20 protein-coding genes and 2 pseudogenes are annotated in these 22,858 nt (G+C 43.6%); 19 read left to right on the top strand and 3 right to left on the bottom strand.

Annotated features, from left to right (window positions below; genetic code table 11):
- Nucleotides 1-489, top strand: a 489-nt coding sequence (locus tag C7R93_RS06055; protein WP_146142409.1) for an RNA-guided endonuclease TnpB family protein, incomplete at its 5' end; no start/stop codon positions are given.
- A gap of 149 nt (nt 490-638) precedes the next feature.
- Nucleotides 639-1,502 (top strand): annotated as a pseudogene (chrA, locus tag C7R93_RS06060) (chromate efflux transporter); the annotation flags it as partial.
- Between the two features lie 50 nt (nt 1,503-1,552).
- Here the strand turns inward: chrA and C7R93_RS06065 are convergent.
- Nucleotides 1,553-1,762, bottom strand: coding sequence for a hypothetical protein (locus C7R93_RS06065; protein WP_244191457.1), 210 nt, complete (start codon nt 1,760-1,762; stop codon nt 1,553-1,555).
- A gap of 120 nt (nt 1,763-1,882) precedes the next feature.
- On the opposite strand from C7R93_RS06065, the gene C7R93_RS06070 reads away from it, so the two are divergent.
- A complete protein-coding gene (locus tag C7R93_RS06070; protein WP_106837962.1) occupies nt 1,883-2,482 on the top strand; it encodes a TetR/AcrR family transcriptional regulator in 600 nt (199 codons plus the stop codon).
- 65 nt (nt 2,483-2,547) lie between these two features.
- On the top strand, nt 2,548-3,780 hold the full coding sequence (locus C7R93_RS06075) for an MFS transporter (protein WP_106837963.1): 1,233 nt from the start codon (nt 2,548-2,550) through the stop codon (nt 3,778-3,780).
- Between the two features lie 47 nt (nt 3,781-3,827).
- Here C7R93_RS06075 and C7R93_RS06080 read toward each other — a convergent pair whose 3' ends face one another.
- Nucleotides 3,828-5,006 (bottom strand): oxalate decarboxylase family bicupin, encoded by a 1,179-nt coding sequence (locus tag C7R93_RS06080; RefSeq protein WP_106837964.1) that lies wholly within the window; start codon nt 5,004-5,006, stop codon nt 3,828-3,830.
- Nucleotides 5,007-5,186: 180 nt separating this feature from the next.
- Here C7R93_RS06080 and C7R93_RS06085 point away from each other — a divergent pair, with 180 nt between their 5' ends.
- Nucleotides 5,187-5,948, top strand: coding sequence for a DUF4241 domain-containing protein (locus C7R93_RS06085; protein WP_106837965.1), 762 nt, complete (start codon nt 5,187-5,189; stop codon nt 5,946-5,948).
- A gap of 84 nt (nt 5,949-6,032) precedes the next feature.
- Here the strand turns inward: C7R93_RS06085 and C7R93_RS06090 are convergent, their stop codons facing one another.
- Complete coding sequence (locus C7R93_RS06090; protein ID WP_106837966.1) at nt 6,033-6,596, bottom strand: hypothetical protein; 564 nt, start codon at nt 6,594-6,596, stop codon at nt 6,033-6,035.
- A 154-nt stretch (nt 6,597-6,750) separates the two neighbouring features.
- Here C7R93_RS06090 and C7R93_RS06095 point away from each other — a divergent pair, with 154 nt between their 5' ends.
- The 14 genes and pseudogenes from C7R93_RS06095 (at nt 6,751) to C7R93_RS06165 (ending at nt 22,730) form a co-directional block, all read left to right on the top strand.
- Entirely contained in the window at nt 6,751-7,338 is a 588-nt protein-coding gene (locus tag C7R93_RS06095; RefSeq protein ID WP_106837967.1) for a TetR/AcrR family transcriptional regulator, read from the top strand.
- A gap of 293 nt (nt 7,339-7,631) precedes the next feature.
- Nucleotides 7,632-8,720, top strand: a complete 1,089-nt coding sequence (locus C7R93_RS06105; protein WP_106837969.1) for an ABC transporter ATP-binding protein — start codon at nt 7,632-7,634, stop codon at nt 8,718-8,720.
- Nucleotides 8,717-9,871 carry an alkaline phosphatase family protein gene (locus C7R93_RS06110; RefSeq protein WP_106837970.1) on the top strand — a complete coding sequence of 385 codons (1,155 nt, stop codon included), beginning with the start codon at nt 8,717-8,719 and terminating at the stop codon, nt 9,869-9,871. The genes C7R93_RS06105 and C7R93_RS06110 overlap by 4 nt, the downstream gene beginning before the upstream one ends.
- Nucleotides 9,872-10,759 carry a carbohydrate ABC transporter permease gene (locus C7R93_RS06115; RefSeq protein WP_106837971.1) on the top strand — a complete coding sequence of 296 codons (888 nt, stop codon included), beginning with the start codon at nt 9,872-9,874 and terminating at the stop codon, nt 10,757-10,759.
- Between the two features lie 16 nt (nt 10,760-10,775).
- Nucleotides 10,776-11,597 carry a carbohydrate ABC transporter permease gene (locus C7R93_RS06120; RefSeq protein WP_244191458.1) on the top strand — a complete coding sequence of 274 codons (822 nt, stop codon included), beginning with the start codon at nt 10,776-10,778 and terminating at the stop codon, nt 11,595-11,597.
- A 31-nt stretch (nt 11,598-11,628) separates the two neighbouring features.
- Complete coding sequence (locus C7R93_RS06125; RefSeq protein WP_106837973.1) at nt 11,629-12,954, top strand: ABC transporter substrate-binding protein; 1,326 nt, start codon at nt 11,629-11,631, stop codon at nt 12,952-12,954.
- A 34-nt stretch (nt 12,955-12,988) separates the two neighbouring features.
- Nucleotides 12,989-13,723 carry an HAD hydrolase-like protein gene (locus C7R93_RS06130; RefSeq protein ID WP_106837974.1) on the top strand — a complete coding sequence of 245 codons (735 nt, stop codon included), beginning with the start codon at nt 12,989-12,991 and terminating at the stop codon, nt 13,721-13,723.
- A 17-nt stretch (nt 13,724-13,740) separates the two neighbouring features.
- Entirely contained in the window at nt 13,741-14,652 is a 912-nt protein-coding gene (locus tag C7R93_RS06135; RefSeq protein WP_244191459.1) for a sugar phosphate isomerase/epimerase family protein, read from the top strand.
- 26 nt (nt 14,653-14,678) lie between these two features.
- The gene (locus C7R93_RS06140; RefSeq protein ID WP_106837976.1) at nt 14,679-15,620 is read left to right on the top strand and encodes an NAD(P)-dependent oxidoreductase; all 942 of its coding nucleotides are present in this window, start codon (nt 14,679-14,681) and stop codon (nt 15,618-15,620) included.
- A 542-nt stretch (nt 15,621-16,162) separates the two neighbouring features.
- Nucleotides 16,163-17,521 carry a PepSY-associated TM helix domain-containing protein gene (locus tag C7R93_RS06145; RefSeq protein ID WP_106837977.1) on the top strand — a complete coding sequence of 453 codons (1,359 nt, stop codon included), beginning with the start codon at nt 16,163-16,165 and terminating at the stop codon, nt 17,519-17,521.
- A gap of 441 nt (nt 17,522-17,962) precedes the next feature.
- Nucleotides 17,963-19,639 (top strand): annotated as a pseudogene (locus tag C7R93_RS06150) (DEAD/DEAH box helicase); the annotation flags it as partial.
- A gap of 283 nt (nt 19,640-19,922) precedes the next feature.
- Nucleotides 19,923-20,894, top strand: a complete 972-nt coding sequence (locus C7R93_RS06155; protein WP_106837978.1) for a toll/interleukin-1 receptor domain-containing protein — start codon at nt 19,923-19,925, stop codon at nt 20,892-20,894.
- A gap of 91 nt (nt 20,895-20,985) precedes the next feature.
- Nucleotides 20,986-21,411 carry a DUF3908 family protein gene (locus C7R93_RS06160; RefSeq protein WP_106837979.1) on the top strand — a complete coding sequence of 142 codons (426 nt, stop codon included), beginning with the start codon at nt 20,986-20,988 and terminating at the stop codon, nt 21,409-21,411.
- 107 nt (nt 21,412-21,518) lie between these two features.
- A complete protein-coding gene (locus tag C7R93_RS06165) occupies nt 21,519-22,730 on the top strand; it encodes a hypothetical protein (protein WP_146142410.1) in 1,212 nt (403 codons plus the stop codon).
- The last annotated feature ends 128 nt before the right edge of the window (nt 22,731-22,858 follow it).

A 22,858-nucleotide genomic window follows, 5' to 3' on the forward strand; every position in this document is an offset into this window, starting at 1 on the left:
AGACAGAACAAGTACATACGAAGAAAGCACCAACAGCGTAGACGCCAATTAGGTAAACTCAAAAAATTGTCTGCCATTCGGAAGTTAGGCAATAAAGAGCAACGTTGGATGAAAGATCAAAACCACAAGATCAGTCGTCAAATTGTCAATACAGCTATTCAGGAAGGTGTGTCAATCATCAAGCTTGAACGACTAGAGAATATTCGCAAGACGGCAAGAACAAGCCGTAAAAACGCAAAGAACCTGCATAATTGGACTTTCTATCAACTTCAACAATGTATCTCCTACAAAGCAAATCTTGCTGGCATACAAGTTGTGGAGGTCAATCCCGCCTACACTTCTCAATCTTGTCCTGCCTGTAGAGAGAAGAACAAAGCGAAAGACAGAATGTACGAATGTTCATGCGGATTCCATGCGCATCGTGATCGGGTTGGAGCCATCAATATCATGCGTCAACCTGTGGCAGATGGTAACAGTCTGTCAGCCTAAGATGCTATACGCACTGTCTTAGGACGGGCTGATGAGACAGCCCTAAACTTGGGGGAACTACGGATAGCAGAAATGCACTTTCGACTACCACCCAAGAATCCCACTGATACCGAAGGTGTCAGCTTACGGCTTTAGCCGTGGGAGTCTCAAAAGGAGTTGACAGTGGCAGTGCTTCTTGGATTCACGGTCTAAAATTAGTAGCTGTCGCGATTGTTGCTCATGCCATATGGGGGATGGGACAAAAGCTTGCCCCGGATCGAACACGGGTGACGATCGCGATCATCGCTGCTACTATTACGCTGTTGTGGCATTCTGCATGGAGTCAGGTCACAGTCATGATCCTCGCGGGTTTAGCAGGCTTACTTTTCTTCAAGCATCATCAAACTCCTGGTTTGCCGGAATTTCGGGTTCCAATCAATCGGGCCCTAGCGATTGCTTGCTGGAGCGTGTTTTTTGGGCTTCTGATCCTGCTGCCTATCCTCAGAGAGGGGACAGGCTCTTCGTTACTAGCTTTGTTTGACAGCTTTTACCGTTCAGGCTCTCTCGTATTTGGCGGTGGACATGTTGTGCTTCCCTTATTAGAGAAGGAAGTAATCCCGGCAGGGTGGATGACGGAAGAAGCATTTCTTACTGGCTATGGGGCTACACAAGCGGTACCGGGGCCATTGTTTACGTTTGCCACTTATCTGGGAGCAATGATTGCAGGAGGAGTCGGTGCAGTAGTGGCTACGATTGCGATTTTTCTACCGGCCTTTTTACTCGTCATCGGCGCATTGCCGTTCTGGAATTCCTTGAGGAGAAATTCCAAAATCCAAGGAATGCTGGTAGGTGTGAATGCAGCAGTCGTCGGTATTTTACTGGCAGCCCTGTACAATCCGATTTGGACGAGTACCATTTTTGCTCCGCTGGATTTTGCGGTAGCGGCTATTTTGTTTATCATGCTGGAGCACTGGAAGCTGCCGCCATGGCTGGTTGTGGTTACTGGCGCTTTGTACGGTCTGTTGCTGTCTTAGACTGACGTCAGCTTTTGTTATAAAGCTGGTGAGAAGAAAAAGCACAGAGCTCATAGACCTTGACAACGCCTGCCCAGTCGGAACTTCAAAAAGGGGACCCGCTTGTCGAACACTGCTTCCTTGAGAAACATCCGCCCGTAGGGTGGCTTTGGCTCGACGGTCCCCTTTTTGAAGTGGAGACGGCCAGTGAATCCCCCCTGCTGGCGTGTCAGAGTCGAAGAGACCTGTGCTTTTTCTTCTCCTCCACTATGTTGACTCAAACCAAAATGCCCTCCATAGCTCTTTCTTATCGCATAAGAAGGTTTGCCAAGGATGGTTGTAACGCTTATAATACTGAATGAAAGTTCAGTATTTCTGGATGGGAAGTTGGTGAAGGTTCATTGAATAAAAAGAAGCAGCAAACGGAGCGGACAAAGAAGAAGATAGCGGATGCATCCAGTATTTTATTTATGCAAAAAGGCTACAAGGCCACATCCATAGAAGATATCGTGAAAGCTACTGGATACAGCGGCGGTAACATTTATTATCATTTTAAGAGCAAGGAAGGGCTGTTCTTACATCTGATTGAAGCTTGCAACAACGAATGGGAAGAGAAATGGCTGGCCAAGGAACAGCTCTACACGACCTCGATCGATAAATTGTATGGAATGGCTGAACATTTTGCAATCGACTATATGAATCATCCGCTGACCAAGGCTGCTGATGAATTTTTCGAAATGTCGGAGAAGCCTTCGGATGTGGAGGAGCGTATCAACGAGATGATCAAAGGTTATATCCACTTTAATCAACAGTTGCTCCAGAAGGGGCTCGATAACGGTGAATTTGAAATGACGAATGTAACTGGAGTCGCCATTATCTTGGACAGTCTGATGTATGGTTTAAATCAACACACGCGACGAATGGAACGAGAGGAAGCGCTGGCTACTTTTCGGTTAGCAATGGATGTGTTTTTATTTGGCATTGTCAAACCGTCCCGCTAGCTTTTTTTACGCGATTATCTAGAATAGATATTCAGTGTTTTGGTAATGGATTGGAGGAAGAGAAAATGGCTTTATTATTAAAAAAACAGGGAGCCCTACTGATCCTGATGTTCAATATTTTCCTTGTCTTTACGGGGATCGGGCTTGTTATACCGATTATGCCAAAGTACATGGAAAGCTTAGGAATTACCGGGGGGACTATTGGCTTATTAGTTGCAGCCTTTTCGTTGACGCAGCTGCTTTTTTCTCCAGTAGCCGGTCGATGGGCCGATTTATTCGGCAGAAAAAGGATCATTGTGATCGGCTTGGTCGTGTTTGCTATCTCAGAAGCGATGTTCGGTATAGCGAATTCTCCAGTCCTACTGTTTGCTTCTAGGTTGCTCGGCGGCATCAGTGCCGCACTGATTATGCCGGCCGTAATGGCTTACTCAGCAGATATTACAACGAAAGAAGAACGAGCGGCCGGGATGGGGTATATTACGGCAGCCATTACTACTGGTTTTATTATCGGTCCAGGCATTGGAGGATATATTGCTGAATTTGGTATTCGCGTACCCTTCTATTCCGCAGCAATTGCGGGAATGATTGCTGCATGCATAACATTCTTAATCCTCAAGGAATCGCAACCTACGGAAGAAGAATCACTATCTGACTCCTATTCGAGTGAAAAACAACGAAGCAGTCTGCTTTCCCAGTTAATGTACTCCTATAGAGAGCCTTATTTTTTCAGTTTGATCATAGTGTTTGTGATGTCTTTCGGACTGGCTAATTTTGAAACTGTCTTTTCATTATTTGTCGACCATAAGTTTGGATTTGAGCCTAAAGATATCGCCTTTATCATTACATTCGGGTCAATAGCAGGCGCAGTGGTTCAGCTTACTGCCTTTAGCTGGATCATGAATCGTTTTGGCGAGAAAAGGGTCATTTCGGTCTGTCTGCTCTTTGCTGGTTTGTTTATTGTTCTGACGCTTTTTGTTCATGGATTTTGGATGATTTTTGCCGTTACCTTCATCGTATTTCTGGCGATCGATATTTTGCGACCGGCTATCAGTACTCAAATGTCGATGCTTGCAAAAGATCAACAGGGGTATGTTGCTGGCCTTAACTCAGCTTTTACGAGTCTTGGTAATATTGCAGGTCCTATCGTAGCTGGATTTTTATTCGATGTGGATATCAACTATCCGTATGCGCTAGCATGTATGATTTTGCTTATCTGTTTCGTCTTATCGCTAGGAGTTAAAAAGCGCAATCTGAAGGATGCCAATGCGGCTTCCAGACAACCGTCCATTCCTGGATGATGAAAAAAAAGAAGACCAGTCCATTAGGGCTGGTCTTTTCACTGCATTCACGGTACATAGCCATATCCAGGATATTTGACAACGGGCCATTTATCTTTTCGCAAAGCATCCAACAATTCAGGACCAACACACAGGTTGGAAGCGACGAGTTCATGCGGGGTGAGCGCCATCCATTGATTCAGCGAAACGTCGACAAAGCGGTCGCTCTTGAACATTTCCAAAAACCACACCGTTTCCGTCCCGGTATTTTGGATATAATGCCCCGTCGCAAAAGGAACGTAGCCAACATCACCTGCTTGGTAGTCAAAAGTTCGAGCGTTTCCGTTTCCGATAAAAACTGTCATCCGCGCTTGACCTGAAATGTAATATTGCCACTCGTCGTTATTGGGATGCCAATGCAGCTCTCTCATCGCACCGGGACGTAGCTCTACGAGTGCTGCCGCGATTGTTTTGGAGATCGGAAAGTTGCGGGAATCGACGATGCGCACGCTGCCGCCAGGTGTAATGAGGGGGCGTTGGGCGAGTAAACGATGGGAAAAAGGGAGGGGGACGGTTCCGTATGGAGATTTCACTTCATCTGCTTCGATGGAACCTGGAACCTCGCTCTGATATATGTACACTTGTTTGTCGGGAATGTCGGCAAAGGCTGATTCTGGTACACCGAAATTTGCGGAAAGCACATCTGTTGGCGTATGTGCAAACCAATCGGAGATCGATAGCGTATTCAGATCGGAAAAATGCCCATCGTCGAAAACAAGCAAAAACTCGCAGCCTTCCTCAAGTCCCTGAATCGAGTGGGGGATGCCGGGAGGGAAATACCACAGATCGCCTTTTCCGATATCGGCGATAAAATTGCGGCCGCGTTGGTCAACAGACGCAATTCGTGCGCGACCGAGCAACATGTAGGCCCATTCTGCCTGTTGATGCCAGTGCAGCTCGCGAACACCGCCTGGCGTCAGGCTCATGTTTACACCCGCAAGTGTAGTGGCGATTGGCATCTCGCGTATGGTAACTTCACGGGACCAACCGCCATGATTTAATGTCATAAAGGCATCCGAGAAGGAAAATTTCAGATTGGGCAGCAGGCCCGCATCTGTGACGGGAGGAACCAGCATATTCGGATTTTGCCGATCACGCATGACGTTCCGTGGGCCGAGATCGACCCATCCGGCCCCATCACTCCTCATCGGCTGAGGAATTTGATTCCCTTTGTCTGGCGGATTCATTCGGGCAACCTCCTTCATCCCTGGACAGGCATATGTTTTGTCGTACTTCATCCACTAACCATGCCTATGCTTCGGCTTGCCCGTTATGCAAACATCCAAACCGTTCTACCGTTTCTATGGGTGATTTTGTATAATTTTAGGAGTGTTTTACAAATATACAATTTTAGGAGGGTACGAAAGATGAATACGATTCCAAACGATCAATGGTTAGCCATATATGAACAAAAACAACAGATGTTAACACCCCCTATTGAATTACATACCTATTTCACATCAACTGAAATGAGTGGTAAAGCAATCAACTTGCTTTCTTTGGGGGAAATAACGATTCCGACTGGAAACATCATGGTCCGTGATCCACTTGTGTATCTGGAGAGAAACAGTGCCCCTTATTTTCGTAAAGTCCCTACGGGAATCTTCCCATTAACCGTTTGTGTGGTAACAGTGGAAGAAGACCATTACAGGTATGCAGCTGTTAAGGTGGAGTTTACAGATAAAACTCCCCAAAAATTTACGGAAGCCCTTATTGGAAATGAAGATCTCGAAAACCTCGGGGAAGGTGAGTATTTTGGGTTTAATGTGGATGCGGGGCTTGCTACAGTGGTAGATGTCAAAACGAGGGATGCTTATCTAGAATTTTATGATCAGTGGAAAAAAGAGAATCCAGACGGCAATATTTATGATGACTATTTCGCTGATGTTTTTGCACAAAGTTACAAAGACCATCCAAAATACCAAAGAAGCGCTGGAGACTATATAAACTGGACGATACCAGACACCGATTTATCCATTCCGATGTTTCAGACGGGATTTGGAGACGGCGCCTATCCTGTCTATTTTGGGGTGGATGAAAATGATCAAATATGCCAGCTTGTGATTCAATTTATTGATATCGAGCTTGCATTTGGTGAGGATGACAGCGAAGACGAAGTTCATGCATAAATAAGAGGAGCCCATGAGTGATTCTTTTAACAGGAATCACTCATGGGCTAATCAACGAAGACATTGTTTGGGCAGGAAAGCCCCTCACCAATTATTTTTGGGAGCGGTGCCTCGATTATCTTTCTTTAGAAATAGAAAATAGCTGGCTGTAATCAACAGATCAATCCCCAGAACAACGGTCCATAGCCGGAGAATATGCCATAAAGAAGCAGTCCGTTCCACATCATCGACAAAGTAAATGGTCCCCGCTAATAAAGCCGCCCCAATTATATAGGAGAAGAGATGTCTAAACCAGCTTTTAGCGTAATGCTTGGCATACTCCATGCCGTACCGTTTTGGTTTAGCCGTACCTTGCTTGGTGACGTATTGCTGAAATTTTTCATCTGCCCATTGAATCATGCTTTTCCCAAACGCAATCGATACCCCGATATATACGGCAGCCAGCGCATGAGGAATCGTAGCGGTAGCTCCCCGATACAAATCCACGCTCGTGACGACGAGCAAAACCACATCAACAACAGGCGTCAGGGCGAGAAGAAAAAGCCCGGCTTTTTTTTGTTTGAGCACGTATCTTGTGAAAAGACCAAGTACAATGACCACCCAAAAAGCAATTTCGCATGCGACAATCATCCATGCAACAAAATTCATCGTACAAGTCTCCTTTGATGACGAGTATTCTCCTATAGGAGAGGTTTTTATAATACAAACGTACTAATAAAAGAAATTTTATCATCAAATCTAAAATAATACAACCGTATTATTAAAGTTGCTTGTCCTTTGCAAATCTTGATAAAATACAACTATGCCAAAAATAATCGATCATGAGAAAAGAAGAGAACAAATAGCAGAAGCAACATGGCGCGTCATTGTCGAGCAAGGAATGGAGGGAGCGACGGTAAGGAGCATAGCAAAAGAAGCAGGACTTTCATTAGGTGCTCTGCGACATTACTTCGCAACACAGGATGAACTGTTGATGTATGCCATGCAGCTCGTAAAAGAGAGGGCGACAGCTCGAATTGCTGTGATCGCTTCCAAAGAAGAATGGGCGCCAAAAGAGAGAATCAGCAAAATCTTGCTGGAGCTTCTCCCTACGAATCAAGAAAAGATGGTCGAAATGGAAGTATGGTTTGCTTTTACCGTGTACTTCCGACACAAAAAAGAAGGCTTCGATGCACAGCACGACGGGATATACGCCGCCATCCGCAACCTTTTGGACTCTGCCGATCAACTGAATCTACTACGCAAAGAGCTAGACAAAGAAATGGAAGCAGAGAAGCTCTATGCCGTCATCGATGGTCTGGCGCTGCATGCCTTTCTCGAACCGCAGCGAGTCAATGGAGAACGGATTGCGAAAGTGCTGGAGCATCATCTTGCATCACTGTTTCAGTAACGGAATTTACACTTCTTTTACGAAAAAGATGGTCAAATCTTTATACAAGATAAGAAACGCATACAAACACTCCCATAAAGAAAAGCAATCGGATCAAGGAAAGGTTGATCTGATTGCTTTTTTTCGTCGTGTGCGTTGGTTTACAAAGAACACAATGGGCTTTGACACGCAGTTAACAATGCTAGATTACGATGAGTGTACAAAGATTTTTGAACAAAAATGAGAATGTTGGTGTGAATATGAAAAAAATAACAATTGTCCAATAAAGATTGAATGATGAAGGGGTTTTCAATATGTCGAGTATTATGCTGAAGTCATTGTCTAAGCAATATACGAACGATAAATACACCCTGGACGATATCAGTCTGGAAATCAAAGACAAAGAGTTCCTGGTGTTATTGGGACCGTCCGGATGTGGAAAATCTACGCTGCTTAGAATGATTGCCGGGATTGAAGAGATCACCCAAGGCGATGTGTACATTGGCGATGTTTGTGTGAATGAAGTGGAGCCAAAGGATCGGGGAGTTGCGATGGTTTTTCAAAACTATGCCCTTTATCCGCATATGACCGTATTCGAAAACATGGCATACGGCCTGAAAATAAAAAAGATCAAAAAAGCAGAGCGAGAAAAGCGTATCAAGGCAGCGGCGGATATTTTGCAAATCGATCCGTTGTTGAAACGGTTCCCCAGCCAATTGTCTGGCGGGCAAAAACAGCGGGTAGCCATCGGGCGGGCGATCGTGAAGGAGCCAAAAGTATTTTTAATGGACGAGCCGTTGTCTAATCTGGATGCCAAGCTACGAAATGAAATGAGAATTGAGATCAAAAAGCTGCACGAGCGCTTGGATTCCACGTTCATTTACGTGACACATGATCAGGTGGAGGCGGTTACCTTAGGGGATCGAATCGCGATTATGGCGGAAGGGAAGTTCCGACAAATCGGAACGCCGATGGAAATCATCGATTGCCCAGTGGATATGTTCGTTGCCAATTTCATCAGCTCACCACCCATCAATTATATGGATGCGAGTCTGATTCAGCGGGATAACCAAGTCTATGTGGAGGTAGACGGGGTGTTGCTGGAAACCAATCTCCCGCTCGAAGTGATGGAACAAGCTCCTGAGATTGTCGCGGGAATCAGGCCGGAGCATTGCTTTCTCACCGAAGACAGTGAGGATGCACTCGCGATGGAGGTACTGTTCACGGAAATTATCGGAACGGATGTACTCGTGCACCTGAAGTATAAAACAAGCAGTTTTATCGTGAAGAAGAGCTTTACCCAGACATATGCAAAGGGTCAAAAGGTGAACGCAGGGATTAGCGCCAACCATGTCCATGTATTTGACAGGCAGACGCAAAAAAATCTGAGGTGCCGCCCATGAATGTACTCATCTCGCTAGACGGCATCAGTTATCGGAGCTTTGCAGGTTACATGCAGCAACGGTTAGAGAATGGCTATTCCTGCTGCAAAAAACTGATCACGACGTTTCCCTCAGTCACATTTACCGCACATGCGGCAGCAATGACCGGGAACCAGTTCGATCGGCATGGTGTCTTTGATAATATTGTAGCTCGCCCAGAAACGATGGAAAGAGTGGCGTTGTACGGCGACCACGAGATTCTTTGCAACGAAGCCCTTCATAAGCAGACGATTTTTCACTCGTTGGCGAGAAATGCTGGGACGAGCTGCTGCATACATTGGCCCATGACGTCCGGAAATCCGTATATTCACCATTTGGTTACGGAATCGAGCAGCAAAAAAAAGCTGAAGGCAAACGTTTCTGTAGAGGAAATCGATCGTGTAGCACTCCACGAAACGACACAGGCAATCAAAGCGGGAATCTATGATTTGATCGCTACAAGGTTTGTCGGGTATGATGCGCTGTCGCACCAATATGGAAAAGACTCACCAGAGGCGATGCACTGTCTGGAGCTGTTGACTACGCATCTTGATCAAATCGAGCAAACGTTGAAAGAGACGCAAAAACCATTCAACCTGATCATTTTCTCGGATCATGGTCAAAGTGATGTTCAATCGTTTTTTTACCCAAATGAGATTTTGGCCAAAAGCCAGTGGAAGCAGCATTTCCGAAACAAACAAATCAGATTCGTCGGGGACGGCAGCGGGGCGTTGTTGTTTTATAGCTCATTAGCTCATCAGCAAAACAAAGAAATCATGGCGTTTTTTAACCAGATACCAGAAGTGCATCGATTTTATGAGCTGGCTGGGGACAAGCCTTCAGCGTGCAAGCCATTCGGCATCCTCGATTTGAAGCATATGGTATGCGGGGAAGATATCGCGTTTCCCGAACAGCCTAAATACCAGGAGATGAAAAGCCTGCACGGGTATCATCCCGCGAATGTCGATGAGATGAACGGATTTCTCTTGTGCTTAGGGGATGCGTTTACGAAAAGTAAAGTAATCGAAGAGACACACATCGAAAACATTGCACCCACACTTGCGCAGTTGTTCCGAATCGCTCATCCATGTGACGGGCAACCGATCAAAGACATCTTCAAGGAGTACGAGTAAATGGGCAGACCAATCAGCAAAACGATCAAGGATAACGCATGGTCGCTTGGGTTACTTTTGCCGACATTGATTCCGTTAGTTATTTTTTGGATCTATCCCATGATCAAAACGTTCCATATCAGTTTTACAGACTGGAACTATATTTCACCTGACTACGACTATGTAGGGCTGGAAAACTACCAAAACTTGATGAGCGATGCTTTTTTCGGGAAAGTACTGCTAAACACGCTGGTGTTTACCTTTTTTACAGTCGTTCCACCGATCATTTTTGGGCTGTTCGTGGCGATCCGGTTAAACAAAATACAGAAGTTTCGCCATTTCTTTGTGGCGAGTGCATTTTCATCGTGGATCACGCCCACTGTGGTCGTGTCCATGGTTTGGGTCAGCATATTCGATACCGATTCGGGGATTGTCAATTATCTCCTGAAAGGCATAGGTATGGAGCCAGTGAAGTGGCTGGGGGGACAGACGACGGCGATGATTGTCGTCATTATCGTCACCATCTGGCAGTACATGGGGCTGGGGATCTTGCTGCTTTCCTCCGCTCTGGCGAAATTAGACCCGGAAGTAGAGAAAGCGAATGATTTGGATGGAGGGAGAGGATTACGAAAATTATTCAGAATCACCTTGCCTGCGATCTCACCGATTCTCGTATTCTTGTTCATCTTTTTTACGCTGAATTCTCTCAAAGCCTATGATCAGATTTATATTTTGACACAGGGCGGACCATCAGGTGCGACTTCGACCATCTTGTACTACTTCTACGTGCTCGCTTTTGAATATTTTGAAACGGGACCAGCGTCAGCGTTGGCGATGATTTTCTTGGTCATGTGTCTCTTGATCAGTGCACTGAATTTCTTCTTGTCCAAACTACTGTTTACCAAATGAGGTGGGAGCTTTGTCCTTGGCAAAATTAAAAACAGGCATACATTATGCAATGTTAATTTTGTTAAGCGTACTGATGGTGTTTCCGTTTCTCTGGATGTTCTTGATTTCGATCAAGCCCAAAAGCGAGGTGTACAGCGGGAGTCTGCTGCCTTCCACCTTTCATTTTGAGAATTACATCCGCGTATTCACGGAAACGAAGATGCTGCTCTATTTGTGGAACAGCATTTCTGTCAGCCTGATCGTCATCGTTTTTCAAATCTTTACGGCCATTTTTGCTGCGTATGTTTTCGCGACGGCGCAGAAAAGATGGGTTCGGTACTGCTTCGTGCTTATTTTGGCGACGTACATGCTTCCATCTGCCGTAACGTACATTCCATCCTTTATTTTGCTGTCCAAAGCGAATTTGCTGGATACACACATCGGTTACATTCTCAGCGAGCTCATCAGCATCTTTGCCGTCTTTTTCCTGCGGCAATCGTTTGCGCAGGTGCCAAAGGATGTGGTGCATGCTGCCAAGCTGGATGGAGCGGGGCATCTACGACTCATTTTCACCGTGTATATCCCGTATTGCAAAAACGCGATTGCTTCGCTGGTGTTGATCACTTTTATTTACAGCTACAACAACTATATGTGGCCCTCGCTCTTGATCAAGTCGGAGGAAAACATGTTCGTCACGATTGGATTGCGTCGGTTGTTTATGAGTCAGGCGGGCTATGGGATGGACTTCCCATTGGCGATGGCGGCATGTGCGATTTCACTGGCACCTATGCTGATCCTGCTCGCAATCGCAAGCAAAAGAATCATTCATTCCATGGCTAATCTGTATGTCAACAAATAGACCAAGACAGCTATTTATTGGAGGAGTCATTGTGAAAAATCAGAAGCGAAACACCAAGAGCGTCATTCTTTCCATCCTGAGTTCTGCGCTTATTTTTACCGGAGCCGTCGGTTGTTCGAACAACGCCGCTTCTGACAGCAACGCGAGTGCAGCATCCACCCCTAACGAGAAAATCAAGCTGGAGTTCTACTACGGTCTCGGAGGCAAACTCGGGGAGACGATGCAAAAAATCGTGCAGGACTTTAACAGCAGCAATGAAAAATACGAGGTCGTTCCGATTGTCCAAGGTGACTACAGCGAGACGTTGCAGGCACTACAGGCCTCGCTGGCAGCAGGCAAGCCCCCAGCCTTGGCGATCAATGCGTATCCGGAATTCATGAAGCTGGCGAAAAGCGATGCATTGCTGCCTTTGGATGAGCGGATCAATCAGCCGGAGTATAAAAAGGACGATGTTCTGCTGCTTGCACAAGGCAAATACAACGATGCGATGCTGGGTGTTCCTGCCTATGTCAGTACGCAAATGATGTACTACCGCAAAGATATTTTTGACAAATACAAGATCGACTACAATGCGCTCACGAGCTTTGAGCAATTGGCGGATGCAGCCAAGCTCATCAAAGAAAAAGAGGGAATAAACGGCTGGTCCATCATGTGGTACACGGAGCATATGATCGACTACGCCCGTTCTGCTGGCGGCGATATCGTGAGCGAAGACGGTAAGACTGTCACGATCGACTCGGAAGAATGGGTGTATGCGTGGGATAGCATTCGCAAGTACATTCATGAGGACAAAATCATGGATACCGTCTATGGCGGCAATGGCTGGGAATGGTGGTACAAAACCATCGACAACGTGATGAAAGGAAAATCCGCGGGCTACACAGGCTCTTCTGGTGACGGCGGAGATCTGGATTTCACCAAGGTAGCAACCGGCATGCAAAAAGGCTTCAATGGGCAACCACCAAGACCTGTCGCGATTTCAGTCATGTTCAACCTGTTCAAAGCATCCTCGAAAGAACAGCAAGAGGGCGCGTGGGAATTCGTGAAGTTCTTCTCGGAAGCGGAAAAAACAGCGTACTGGGCCGTACAGACAGGCTATATTCCAATTCGGGACAGCGCGGTGAATACAGAGATTTACCAGAACAAATTGAAAGAAAATCCGTACTTCTCGGTACCTTTGGAACAGGCGAAAACAAATGGAATTGCTCCTTTTGTAGACCCGACAGGCGGCAAAATTTATGCAGAAATTGAGTTGGCGAAGGACAAGGTGCTGATCGAAAACGTTCCTGCGGCAGAAGCGCTCAAAGTGGCGAAAGAAAAGGCACAGAAAGAACTCGACAAGGCACTGAAGCAATAAATCATAAATCATAGCGAACTGGAGAGATGGAAAAATGAAAAACAACATCGCATTGGCTGTATTTGATCTGGCAGGAACGTTAGTAGAGGATGATAACGCAGTCAGAGATTGTCTGCACAAAGCGGCTGTGGAATACGGATTGAACGTGACACCAGATGAAATCAGTACGCACATGGGGACGAACAAGATTCATCTCTATCAATATTTGATTGCGAGAACAAAAGGAAATATGATCGACTTCAAAAACTTTGAAATCGATATCGACAATTCTTCGTTCGAGGACGCTGTCAAACTGTACGAACGCTATACCGAATACATGATTACGTTCTATCAGGAAAATTGCCGCGAAATCGAAGGCGCAACCGAAACGCTGAAATGGTGCCAAGAAAATGGCATCAAGGTAGCGACTGGGACTGGGTTCCATAAAGAGATCAACAGCGTCATCATGGAATCGCTCGGTTGGGTGAAGGATGGCTTGATCGATTATGCGGTAGACCTGGATATGGTACCAGAAGGCAAAGGACGTCCGGCTCCGTTCATGATTTTTAAGGCGATGGAATATTTGAACGTGCAAAACGTCAGACAAGTCATCAAGCTCGGCGATACGCCAGCAGATATGCTCGAAGGCTACAATGCAGGCTGCAAAGCGGTCATCGGCGTGATGCAAGGCTCTACGCCAATCGAGGTATGGGGGAAGTACTATCATACGCATGTGCTCGACACGGTAAAAGAACTGCCTGAACTCATTTTGTCCGGTAAAATCGTATGATTTATCCAGTGGAGAAGATGGCGAGTATCGCAATTGTTTTGCCCAAGCTGTTTCCTTTTTCACAAAGCAGGCCAGAGCAGATGCTTCCGAGTCTCCATGCGATCCTCGAAGACCCCTTCTTTACGGCGGTCGAAGTGTCCTATATCGCGGACAAAGAGACGAGGCAGCAGGCTGCAAAGTATATGGCGTACAGTGGTGTCGAGGTTATATTCAACGGCGGAGATGCAGCCAGAGAATTGCAGATTGACCTCAGTTCCTTGGACCCGGTCGTTCGCAACAAGTCTATCGAATCAGGCAAAATGCTGATCGACCACTGCTATGAAATGAACGCGAAAATCATGCATATCGTGACGGGCAAATTCGAAGGCGAAGAGAATAAACCGAAAAACATCCACGCGTTTATTGCTTCGGCTATGGAGCTATGCAAGTTCGCAAAACAAAAAGCCGATACGTACGAGCTGTGCATTTCTTTGGAGATCGGGGATCGGCATGTCGACCGCAACTATTTGCTCGGCCCTACTCATGAGGCGGTGCATGTAGCTCGTGTAATCCGCAGCGAGTACGACAACTTTGGGCTTTTGTTGGATCAAAGCCATCTGCCAATTATGGGCGAAGAGCCGCACAAATCGTTGTGGCAGGCCAAAGATTATTTGACACACATTCATCTCGGAAATTGTTACTTGAAAGACAGGCAAGCCAGCTATTTCGGGGATAAGCACATCCCGTTTAACGTCAAGGATTCGGAGGTTGGCGTGGATGAGCTGACGTCATTTATCAAGACATTGCATGACATTGATTTTTTCAAGAGCCCCAAACCGACCAGGAAGCCAGTGATGACCTTTGAGGTGGGGCGGCTTGAGAATGAATCGCCAATGCTTATAATCGCCAATGTAAAGCGTGCTTTTTACGAAGCGTGGGCCAATGCATAAACGAAAAGACTGGGGCTGTGACATAAGTGAATGTATTGATTACGGGATACTTTACCGATTATTCCAAGCAACGCGTGACCCAAGCATTTCCGAAGGATTGGAGCATACGAATCGTGGAGCCTGAGAGAATCGAATCATTCATCAGTGAAGCGAATGTGTTGATTCCTGAACATATCCAGGTAAATGAGGACTTGCTGAACAAAGCGCACAACTTGAAGTTTGTCCAGACGGGTGCGGGTTTTGACAACGTGGATATTGAGGCGTGCACGAAGAAAAATATTTGGGTGAGCAACGCGGCTGGCGTGAATGCGAACGCAGTAGCCGAGCATATTATGGCGCTCATTCTCGGATATTACAAAAACATCTCTTATCTCGATCAAGCGATGAAAAATCGGGAGGATGAGACGAAGCTCGTCTACGTCGGTGGCGAGCTCGCAGGAAAAACCATCGGTACCATCGGCTTTGGCGCAATCGGCTCTCGTGTGGCGGAGCTGGCAAAAGCCTTTCGGATGAAGGTGCTGGCGTATGACACCGATCCAAACAGGCAGAGTGATGATGCCGAAATGGTTGATCTGGACACGCTGATTGCCAAATCTGACGTGATCACCCTGAATATTTTTCTGAATGAATCCACAAGACATTTAGTGGACAAGCAGTTTTTAGCCAAAATGAAAAGCGATGCACTTCTTGTCAATACAGCGAGAGGGCCGATCATTTGTGAAGAGGACTTGATCGAAGCGCTGAAAAACAATGTGATTGGCGGCGCATGCCTCGATGTGTTCACAGTGGAGCCGCTTAGCGTCGACAGTGAGCTGCGCACCTTGAAAAATGTCGTGTTGACGCCGCATACAGCAGGCATGCCTGACGGAACCAAATTTCACGAGAAAAGATACCAATTTTTTGTGGAAAACATAGAGCGAATCCAACGAAATGAAACGCCGTATAGTCATTTGAATCAGCTTTTCTAAAAAACCAGTGTGTCTCGGTATTCCACCGTGGGACACTGGTTTTATTCTTTCTGGAACGTTTCTGGCTAAAAAACAATACCTAATTTCGCGGCGTTATCTTTGATCAAGTCAATCAGGGTTTGCTGGTCACTTTCGGGAAAATTTTCTCAATTCAACGAGTTTGCTTCCTGATATCTTGGCAATTTCTCCACCTTGTGGCATGTGGAAATTATCGATGATGACTGCTGGTTTTAAAGCAGCCAGCTCGGAGGCCTTTGGAATGGCTATTTTAGGTAGTGAATCAAGGGAGAATATGACAATCAGCGTTCGTGATTTCAATACACTGACAAAATATTCATAGTAAAATAGCTACTTTGAGTCATTTAGCTTTACTTGAGGAAGACATATACTCATCAAGGAGATGTTCAAGAAGGAGGGTAAGAGGAGTGGCTATGTTTCAGCCAGAAAAAACATCCAGGAAGAAGTGAACAAAGAAAAACGCCTGTATCTTACCATGTAACGAATTAACACATGAGGCTTATCTCGGCCGTGGAGGTTTGATAATGAAAACAAGCAATTATAATCGCTTTTGGCGATGGCATTTCTATGCAGCATTATTTATTGCGCCACTACTAATTACATTAACGCTAAGTGGTATTGGCTATCTATTTTATACAGATGTAGAAAATAGAGCTTACGATCATTTGTTTTTTGGAAAGAGCGATAAAACAGAGCTATTAACGATTGATGAAGGTATTGAGAAAGCGGTAGAGCAATACAAAGACTATTCTGTCTCAAAGATTATTGTTTTAGATGATCCGTATAATACTCGCTTAACGATGACAAATAAAGATGGCGATCAAAAATACGTATTTTTAGACGAGCATTATCAAATTGTCGGTAGTCAAGATGCGAAATATACTTTTTCAAATGTGATGAGAGAAGTTCATAGTTCACTATTTGTTGGTGGAACGGTTGTAAATTACTTAGTTGAATTAGCTGCATGCTGGGCAATCTTCCTGCTGTCTTCTGGTATTTACATGACATTTAAAGGAAGAATACTAAAGAATAAACAGAATCTGACAAAGCAACAAAAGAATAAAAAATGGCATGCATTAGTTGGTACAATAATAACAATTCCAATGATTGTTATTATTTTTACAGGCTTACCTTGGTCTGCACTTATGGGCAATTTTATTTACTCTGCAGCTCAAGAAAATCCTTCTATCGGTATTCCTTTATTACAGCAACAGCCGCCTACTTCAGACATGAGTGAAATTCCTTGGGCGACACGAAAAAATGAGGAACCAACATCTAGTCAATCTCATGCACATCACGGAGATATGCCTAGTATGTCAAACAACAGCAATATGATAAGTATCAAACAGTTAATGCACGAGATTGAGATGGAACATATTTCTAGACCGTACTCAATTATTTACCCAAGAAGTGAAGATGGCGTATTTAATGTATCCAAAGGTAGCAATACTGGTGTAACGGGCTTAGATGTTAGTCCCTATGATGAAATCACCACCTATTTTGATCAATATAACGGAAAATTGATTTCGAAAGTGGGCTACGAGGAATATGGTATTTTAGCAAAATGGTTTACATGGGGTATTCCATTGCATGAAGGTCATTTGTTTGGCTGGCCAAATAAATTAATGAACTTAGCAGTTTGTTTGTTGTTCCTACTCGTCATTTTTTGGGGATTTAAGACGTGGCTGTCTCGTAAAAAAGAAGGCTCATTTTCAGCTCCTCCAAAAGTATCAAGTGGTATTTCGAGTAGTTTCATTGTCTTCATGGTGATATTAGGCGTTATTATGCCACTATTTGGACTCTCTTTAATTGTGGTAGCAATTATTGAAGGAATAATTTACTTCATTCGCAAAGGAAATAAAAAGGATAGTACTACGGCCTAGACGAGGGAGGTGGGTGCTTTCTGTCATGGCAGTGCAAGGACGAGTTGTATCGTCAAAATAACCTGAAAGATCGGCACTAATGGAATCGACGTAAATCAAATGCTCAATTTTCCTACATTCACAAAAGCCACGAATCTCCTTTTCGTGGCTTTTTGTATGCTTACAGGCTTTTTTAACGTTTTTTCAATCCTTCGAGAAGTTCGATTATTTTATCGTTTTGTACTGATATTCTTTTTATCTGATTCGTCAGAGAACGGAGCAATTTTCGAAGGTGCTTGTAGTATTCCCTTTCCATTCCAGAGCCTAGAAGTCTTTTTCATTAATCTACTGTATGTAAACAAACCACGTAAATTGATAGTAGTATCTGTTTGAAGTGGATCGTTATTCCATGTTTACAACCCGAACGTCCATTCGTAAAATAAGGTCAAGAAGGTGATGATAATGAATCTGAAAAAAGATATATCTGCCATATTGGATCATATAAAAACAGACGAGCGATTTCGCAACAACATAGCGCACTGGAAGGTGATTCCTGCCCGTGAAGCAAAGACTGTTTCTTTTCCAGAACAATTGGACGAGCGAATCCGCGATGCCCTGATTAGAAGAGGCATTTCCTCCTTATACACACATCAAGAAACATCTTTTCGCCATGTGCGCGATGGAAAACATATCGTAGCGGTTACTCCCACGGCCTCTGGCAAAAGCATGTGCTATCATTTGCCGATCCTCCAGACGTTATCGGAAGACAGGCAAGCGCGGGCTCTTTACTTGTTCCCAACCAAAGCTTTGGCGCAGGATCAAAAGGCGGAGCTGCACGAGCTGATTACAGAAATGGGTCTTTCGATCAAATCCGAAACGTATGACGGTGATACACCAGCAAATATCCGGCAGATGGTACGCAAGGCAGGAAATATCGTCATCACTAACCCAGACATGCTGCATTCCGCCATTTTGCCCCATCACACCAAGTGGGTTTCCTTTTTCGAGCATCTCAAATACATCGTGATTGATGAGTTGCATACATATCGTGGCGTTTTTGGCAGCCATGTCGCCAATGTCATTCGGCGGTTGAAGCGCATTTGCGCCTTTTATGGAAGTCATCCGCAATTCATTTGCACATCGGCTACCATCGCCAACCCGAAGCAATTGGCGGAAGCCCTGACAGAAGAAGAGGTAGAGCTGGTCAACAACAATGGTGCTCCGTCAGGCATCAAGCATTTCCTTTTCTACAATCCGCCTGTGGTCAACAAGCAGCTCAATATTAGACGCAGTGCCACATTAGAGGCGCGAGACATTACTGAGCAGTTTTTGACCAATGGCATACAGACGATTCTGTTTGCGAGAAGCCGTGTACGTGTAGAGATTTTGCTGACGTATTTGCAGGAGCTGATTCGCCGCAAGCTTGGGCCTAAAACGATCCAAGGGTATCGCGGTGGCTATTTGCCGAGCCAGCGCAGAGAGATCGAACGCGGCTTGCGCAATGGTGACATTATGGGTGTGGTCAGCACCAATGCGCTGGAGCTTGGAGTAGATATTGGACAGTTGCAGGCATGTGTCATTACTGGCTATCCGGGCTCGGTCGCAAGCACATGGCAGCAGGCAGGACGGGCGGGAAGAAGGCAGGGGGAATCTGTCGTTGTTATGGTCGGCAGCTCAACGCCGCTGGATCAGTATGTGATTGCCAATCCAGAGTACTTTTTCGACCGCAGTCCTGAGACAGCGCGGATCAATCCCGATAACCTGATCATTTTGGTTGATCATCTCAAATGTGCGGCATACGAGCTGCCGTTTCGAGAGGGGGACACATTCGGTCGCGCGGAAATCGTGGAAATTCTGGAGTTCTTGACCGAGGAGCAGGTGCTTCATTACTCGCGGGGCAAGTGGTTCTGGATGAACGATTCATTCCCGGCCCACAACATCAGTCTGCGGTCAGCCTCACAGGAAAATGTCGTGATCATCGACATCAGCGAACGGGGAAATGAGCGTGTCATCGGGGAAATGGACCGTTTCAGCTCCATGACGCTCTTACATGACGAAGCCATTTACCTGCATCAAGGGACGCAATTCCAGGTGGAAAAGCTGGACTACGAGGAAAAGAAGGCGTACGTCCGAGATATTGCTTGTAAAGTCTTTTTCAACAAGATAAATATTATAGTCAATTGTCATCATTGGGTTGTATTAATTTTCGCCAAATTGTTTTTGGCCAAAATTAATGTATCTCAGACATAAAATAGTATCTGCATAATTATTTGAACCAATGAATTTAATGTGACGAAAAAATAATATATACGAGAAGTATTTACCACTTATTTCAAGAGGGTGATATACTTTTAATAGTATTAAGATTCGAAAACAAGCAGTTTTTGTGAGACATTATAATAGAAAAGTAGGGGAAGAAATAATGGAGGAAAAAACTTATTCTGCTTTTATTAGTTATAGTTGGGATAGTGATCTGCATCAACAATGGGTTTTTAAGCTAATGAATAAATTACGGGAAAATGGTGTAGATGCAAAGATTGATTTGGTTGAAACACAAAAGGGAACTACTAATCTTAATGAGATGATGGTTACAAATATGATGGATAAGGATTATATTATTATGGTCCTGACTGAAAATTATGCTAAGAAAGCTAATAGTTTTCAGGGGGGAGTTGGTTTTGAGACTATGTTATCTTTGCCAATTCTTAGAAGGAATCCCGATAAGTTAATTTTTATTATAAGGCATTCGGGTAGCTTTGAAGGAGCTTTTCCTGATCATTTGCAGGATTATTACGTAATCGATTTTTCTAATAACGCAAACTTCGAGAAAGCATTTAAGGAACTACTACATAGAATTTTAAAAATAGATTTATATGAACTTGCTCCGTTAGGAAAAAGACCTAATTTACAACCTCAAAAAGAAATATTAGAACCCAATCCCTTCGATGATCTTCAGATATCCAAAGTCTTCAAAAAAACTGATATAGATAAAGCCGAATTTTTAGATAAGAGTTTTCATGAAATTACAAAATTGTTACCTCAATTGTTTGAAAAAGTTGCTGAAAATAATCAAACTTTTCAATACATCATTGAGAAAATAACAGAGAAAAAATGGATATATAAGCTATATGTGGATGGCAATATAAAAACAAGTATTAAAGTTTGGCTCGGGGGAATTCTTGGACGTCAAGAAAGTATTAATATCGCTTATGGATTGTATATAGACCCACATAATGATGGATCTATGAATGAAATCATCTATTGTAATGTTTCACATAATAATGAACTGGAATTAAGTATGACCATGAATATATTTGGGAACAAAGAGAGGCATGATGCAAAGTCTGTAGTTGAAGAACTTTGGAAAAGACACATCTCACATTACTTGCAATAATTTTTTTGAAAAAATAGTCGTTAGGTGCTCGAAGCATGTTGAGTGTATTCGATAGTAGGCCGTGAGATTAATGTGAAAGGGGGATATATTAATGAGACTAAATTTTATCGAATTCACAGATTATCTTAGAAAGGTGAGTTTTGAGGGGGGATCAAGGCTTTCTTTTCTAGCAAATCTTTTACGGAAACATGTGAATCAAGACAATGTTCTAGGTTTTTATCCAAAGAATATTTTTGTTGAAGATAAAGACGTGGAAGTCTATGTATTCGAAGATAATAAAGTTACTATTTTTCTGAACACGGGTAGCCAAGTCATCATAAAAGTACTGAAATATGAGCATTTAAATAGACTGGAATTACAGTATGAGAAGAAAGATCAGATGATTATTAATTTGGAAATAAGATTTACAACAGGTGATGAAATTGTATTAAATAATGCTCTTGATGCAAATTCAAACTGGTCTGATAAATATGAAGCGGAGATACAAGGAATATTTACGCTGTTAAAGAAAGATTAGCCTAGTAATAAAGAAAATTGGTAATATCCAGGTCTTGTGAAGAAGTATGAATGGATTCACTGGCAATACATAAAAATAATGAGGACTTTTTATATGAGGGACGGAAAATGAATCATGGCAGAAGAAGAACCGATGGAGATGAGACGTGGAATCGATTACTGGAATGGACTAAGGGACAAAAGGCTGCTGAAAGGCTTGCGGGTCATATTATACATTCATCAGGATACACGTCAATTGATCCCTCGCATCCACTAGGGGGGAAGGACAGCTTAAAAGATTTTATTTGTGCTAAGGATGGAGTAATCTGGATCGGAGCTGCATACTTCCCTCGAGGTCATAAAGACTTTAAAACTATAAAGAAAAAATTTCTTTCAGATCTAGAGGGGGTCTACAAGAATTCTGTTGAAGGGATAATCTTTATAACAAATCAGGAACTAACTATTACTGAAAGAAAAAAGTTAATGTCAGTAAGCAAAAGTACTTACGTTGAGGTTTTCCATCTTGAAAGGCTTGTTCACATATTAAATAATCCAATCAATTATGGTATAAGGTTGGAATTTTTAGATATAGAAATTACAACAGAAGAACAGCTTGCTTATTTTGCTGAACGTGATAAAACAATTCTAGAACTTAGTGAAAAAATTGATCAAATTACAAAACGATTAACCCAAGGAGCTCTTTCAACGTTTCATGAGAAAGATATTAAAATAAACGCTCTTAAAGAAGATGAATATACTGATGAATGTGGGACCGAAGAAGGAACTGTGGGGGTTATCGGAATTGACAATGATATCAGTGAATTTAAAAAGAAAATTATTAATGAAATTTTTATGATAGAAAACTATTATGGTCAGACTGAATTATTTAAACCCCTCTTTGAGATACATGATTTAGATCTCTCAAAGACTAGAGTAATTATTAATGAGTTATTGGCAGAGTTTTATGATATCACTACTTCTTTAAGCAAAGTTGGTATTACGAACATAAAGGGACTCGAATTAGCATCCTACGAAGAAATTCCAGCAAAATTAGAACTAAGCTTTGGTATGGGTGTACCGATTAGATTGTTACAAAAAATCATTGGATTCCTTTCTTATTATCAGTTAGAATATTTGCATTTTGTTGATTATAGACAAGAAGACTACGACGAGTATCTTTTAACAGTTGTAATCGGTACATATTCATATCAAGATACAAATTTAGACTTAATAAAAATTGACCATGAGACATTAGAAAAATTGCTAGATCCTTTACTAACGGCAAATCAATTCTATGCAATTTTAATCCAGGATGGTTCAGATCCATGTATTGATTGGTAATTACTCTTAGAGAATTGATTGAAAACAACAGTAAGAGAGGTATATAAAGACGTCCATTATAGATAGTTCGGTGTACGTAAAGTTACAAGCTAAGGTTGATGCCCTAACGGGCAATAAACGTCATAAAC

Origin of the sequence: Brevibacillus fortis, from assembly GCF_003013395.1 — a bacterium.
GTDB classification, from domain to species: domain Bacteria; phylum Bacillota; class Bacilli; order Brevibacillales; family Brevibacillaceae; genus Brevibacillus; species Brevibacillus fortis.

Coding starts and splice junctions, on each gene's coding strand:
- C7R93_RS06085 (WP_106837965.1), top strand. CDS start 5,187: ATGAATACGATTCCAAACGATCAATGGTTAGCCATATATGAACAAAAA.
- C7R93_RS06115 (WP_106837971.1), top strand. CDS start 9,872: ATGGGCAGACCAATCAGCAAAACGATCAAGGATAACGCATGGTCGCTT.
- C7R93_RS06155 (WP_106837978.1), top strand. CDS start 19,923: ATGGAGGAAAAAACTTATTCTGCTTTTATTAGTTATAGTTGGGATAGT.
- C7R93_RS06145 (WP_106837977.1), top strand. CDS start 16,163: ATGAAAACAAGCAATTATAATCGCTTTTGGCGATGGCATTTCTATGCA.
- C7R93_RS06105 (WP_106837969.1), top strand. CDS start 7,632: ATGTCGAGTATTATGCTGAAGTCATTGTCTAAGCAATATACGAACGAT.
- C7R93_RS06130 (WP_106837974.1), top strand. CDS start 12,989: ATGAAAAACAACATCGCATTGGCTGTATTTGATCTGGCAGGAACGTTA.
- C7R93_RS06095 (WP_106837967.1), top strand. CDS start 6,751: ATGCCAAAAATAATCGATCATGAGAAAAGAAGAGAACAAATAGCAGAA.
- C7R93_RS06135 (WP_244191459.1), top strand. CDS start 13,741: ATGGCGAGTATCGCAATTGTTTTGCCCAAGCTGTTTCCTTTTTCACAA.
- C7R93_RS06075 (WP_106837963.1), top strand. CDS start 2,548: ATGGCTTTATTATTAAAAAAACAGGGAGCCCTACTGATCCTGATGTTC.
- C7R93_RS06090 (WP_106837966.1), bottom strand. CDS start 6,596: ATGAATTTTGTTGCATGGATGATTGTCGCATGCGAAATTGCTTTTTGG.
- C7R93_RS06110 (WP_106837970.1), top strand. CDS start 8,717: ATGAATGTACTCATCTCGCTAGACGGCATCAGTTATCGGAGCTTTGCA.
- C7R93_RS06080 (WP_106837964.1), bottom strand. CDS start 5,006: ATGAATCCGCCAGACAAAGGGAATCAAATTCCTCAGCCGATGAGGAGT.
- C7R93_RS06165 (WP_146142410.1), top strand. CDS start 21,519: ATGAATCATGGCAGAAGAAGAACCGATGGAGATGAGACGTGGAATCGA.
- C7R93_RS06160 (WP_106837979.1), top strand. CDS start 20,986: ATGAGACTAAATTTTATCGAATTCACAGATTATCTTAGAAAGGTGAGT.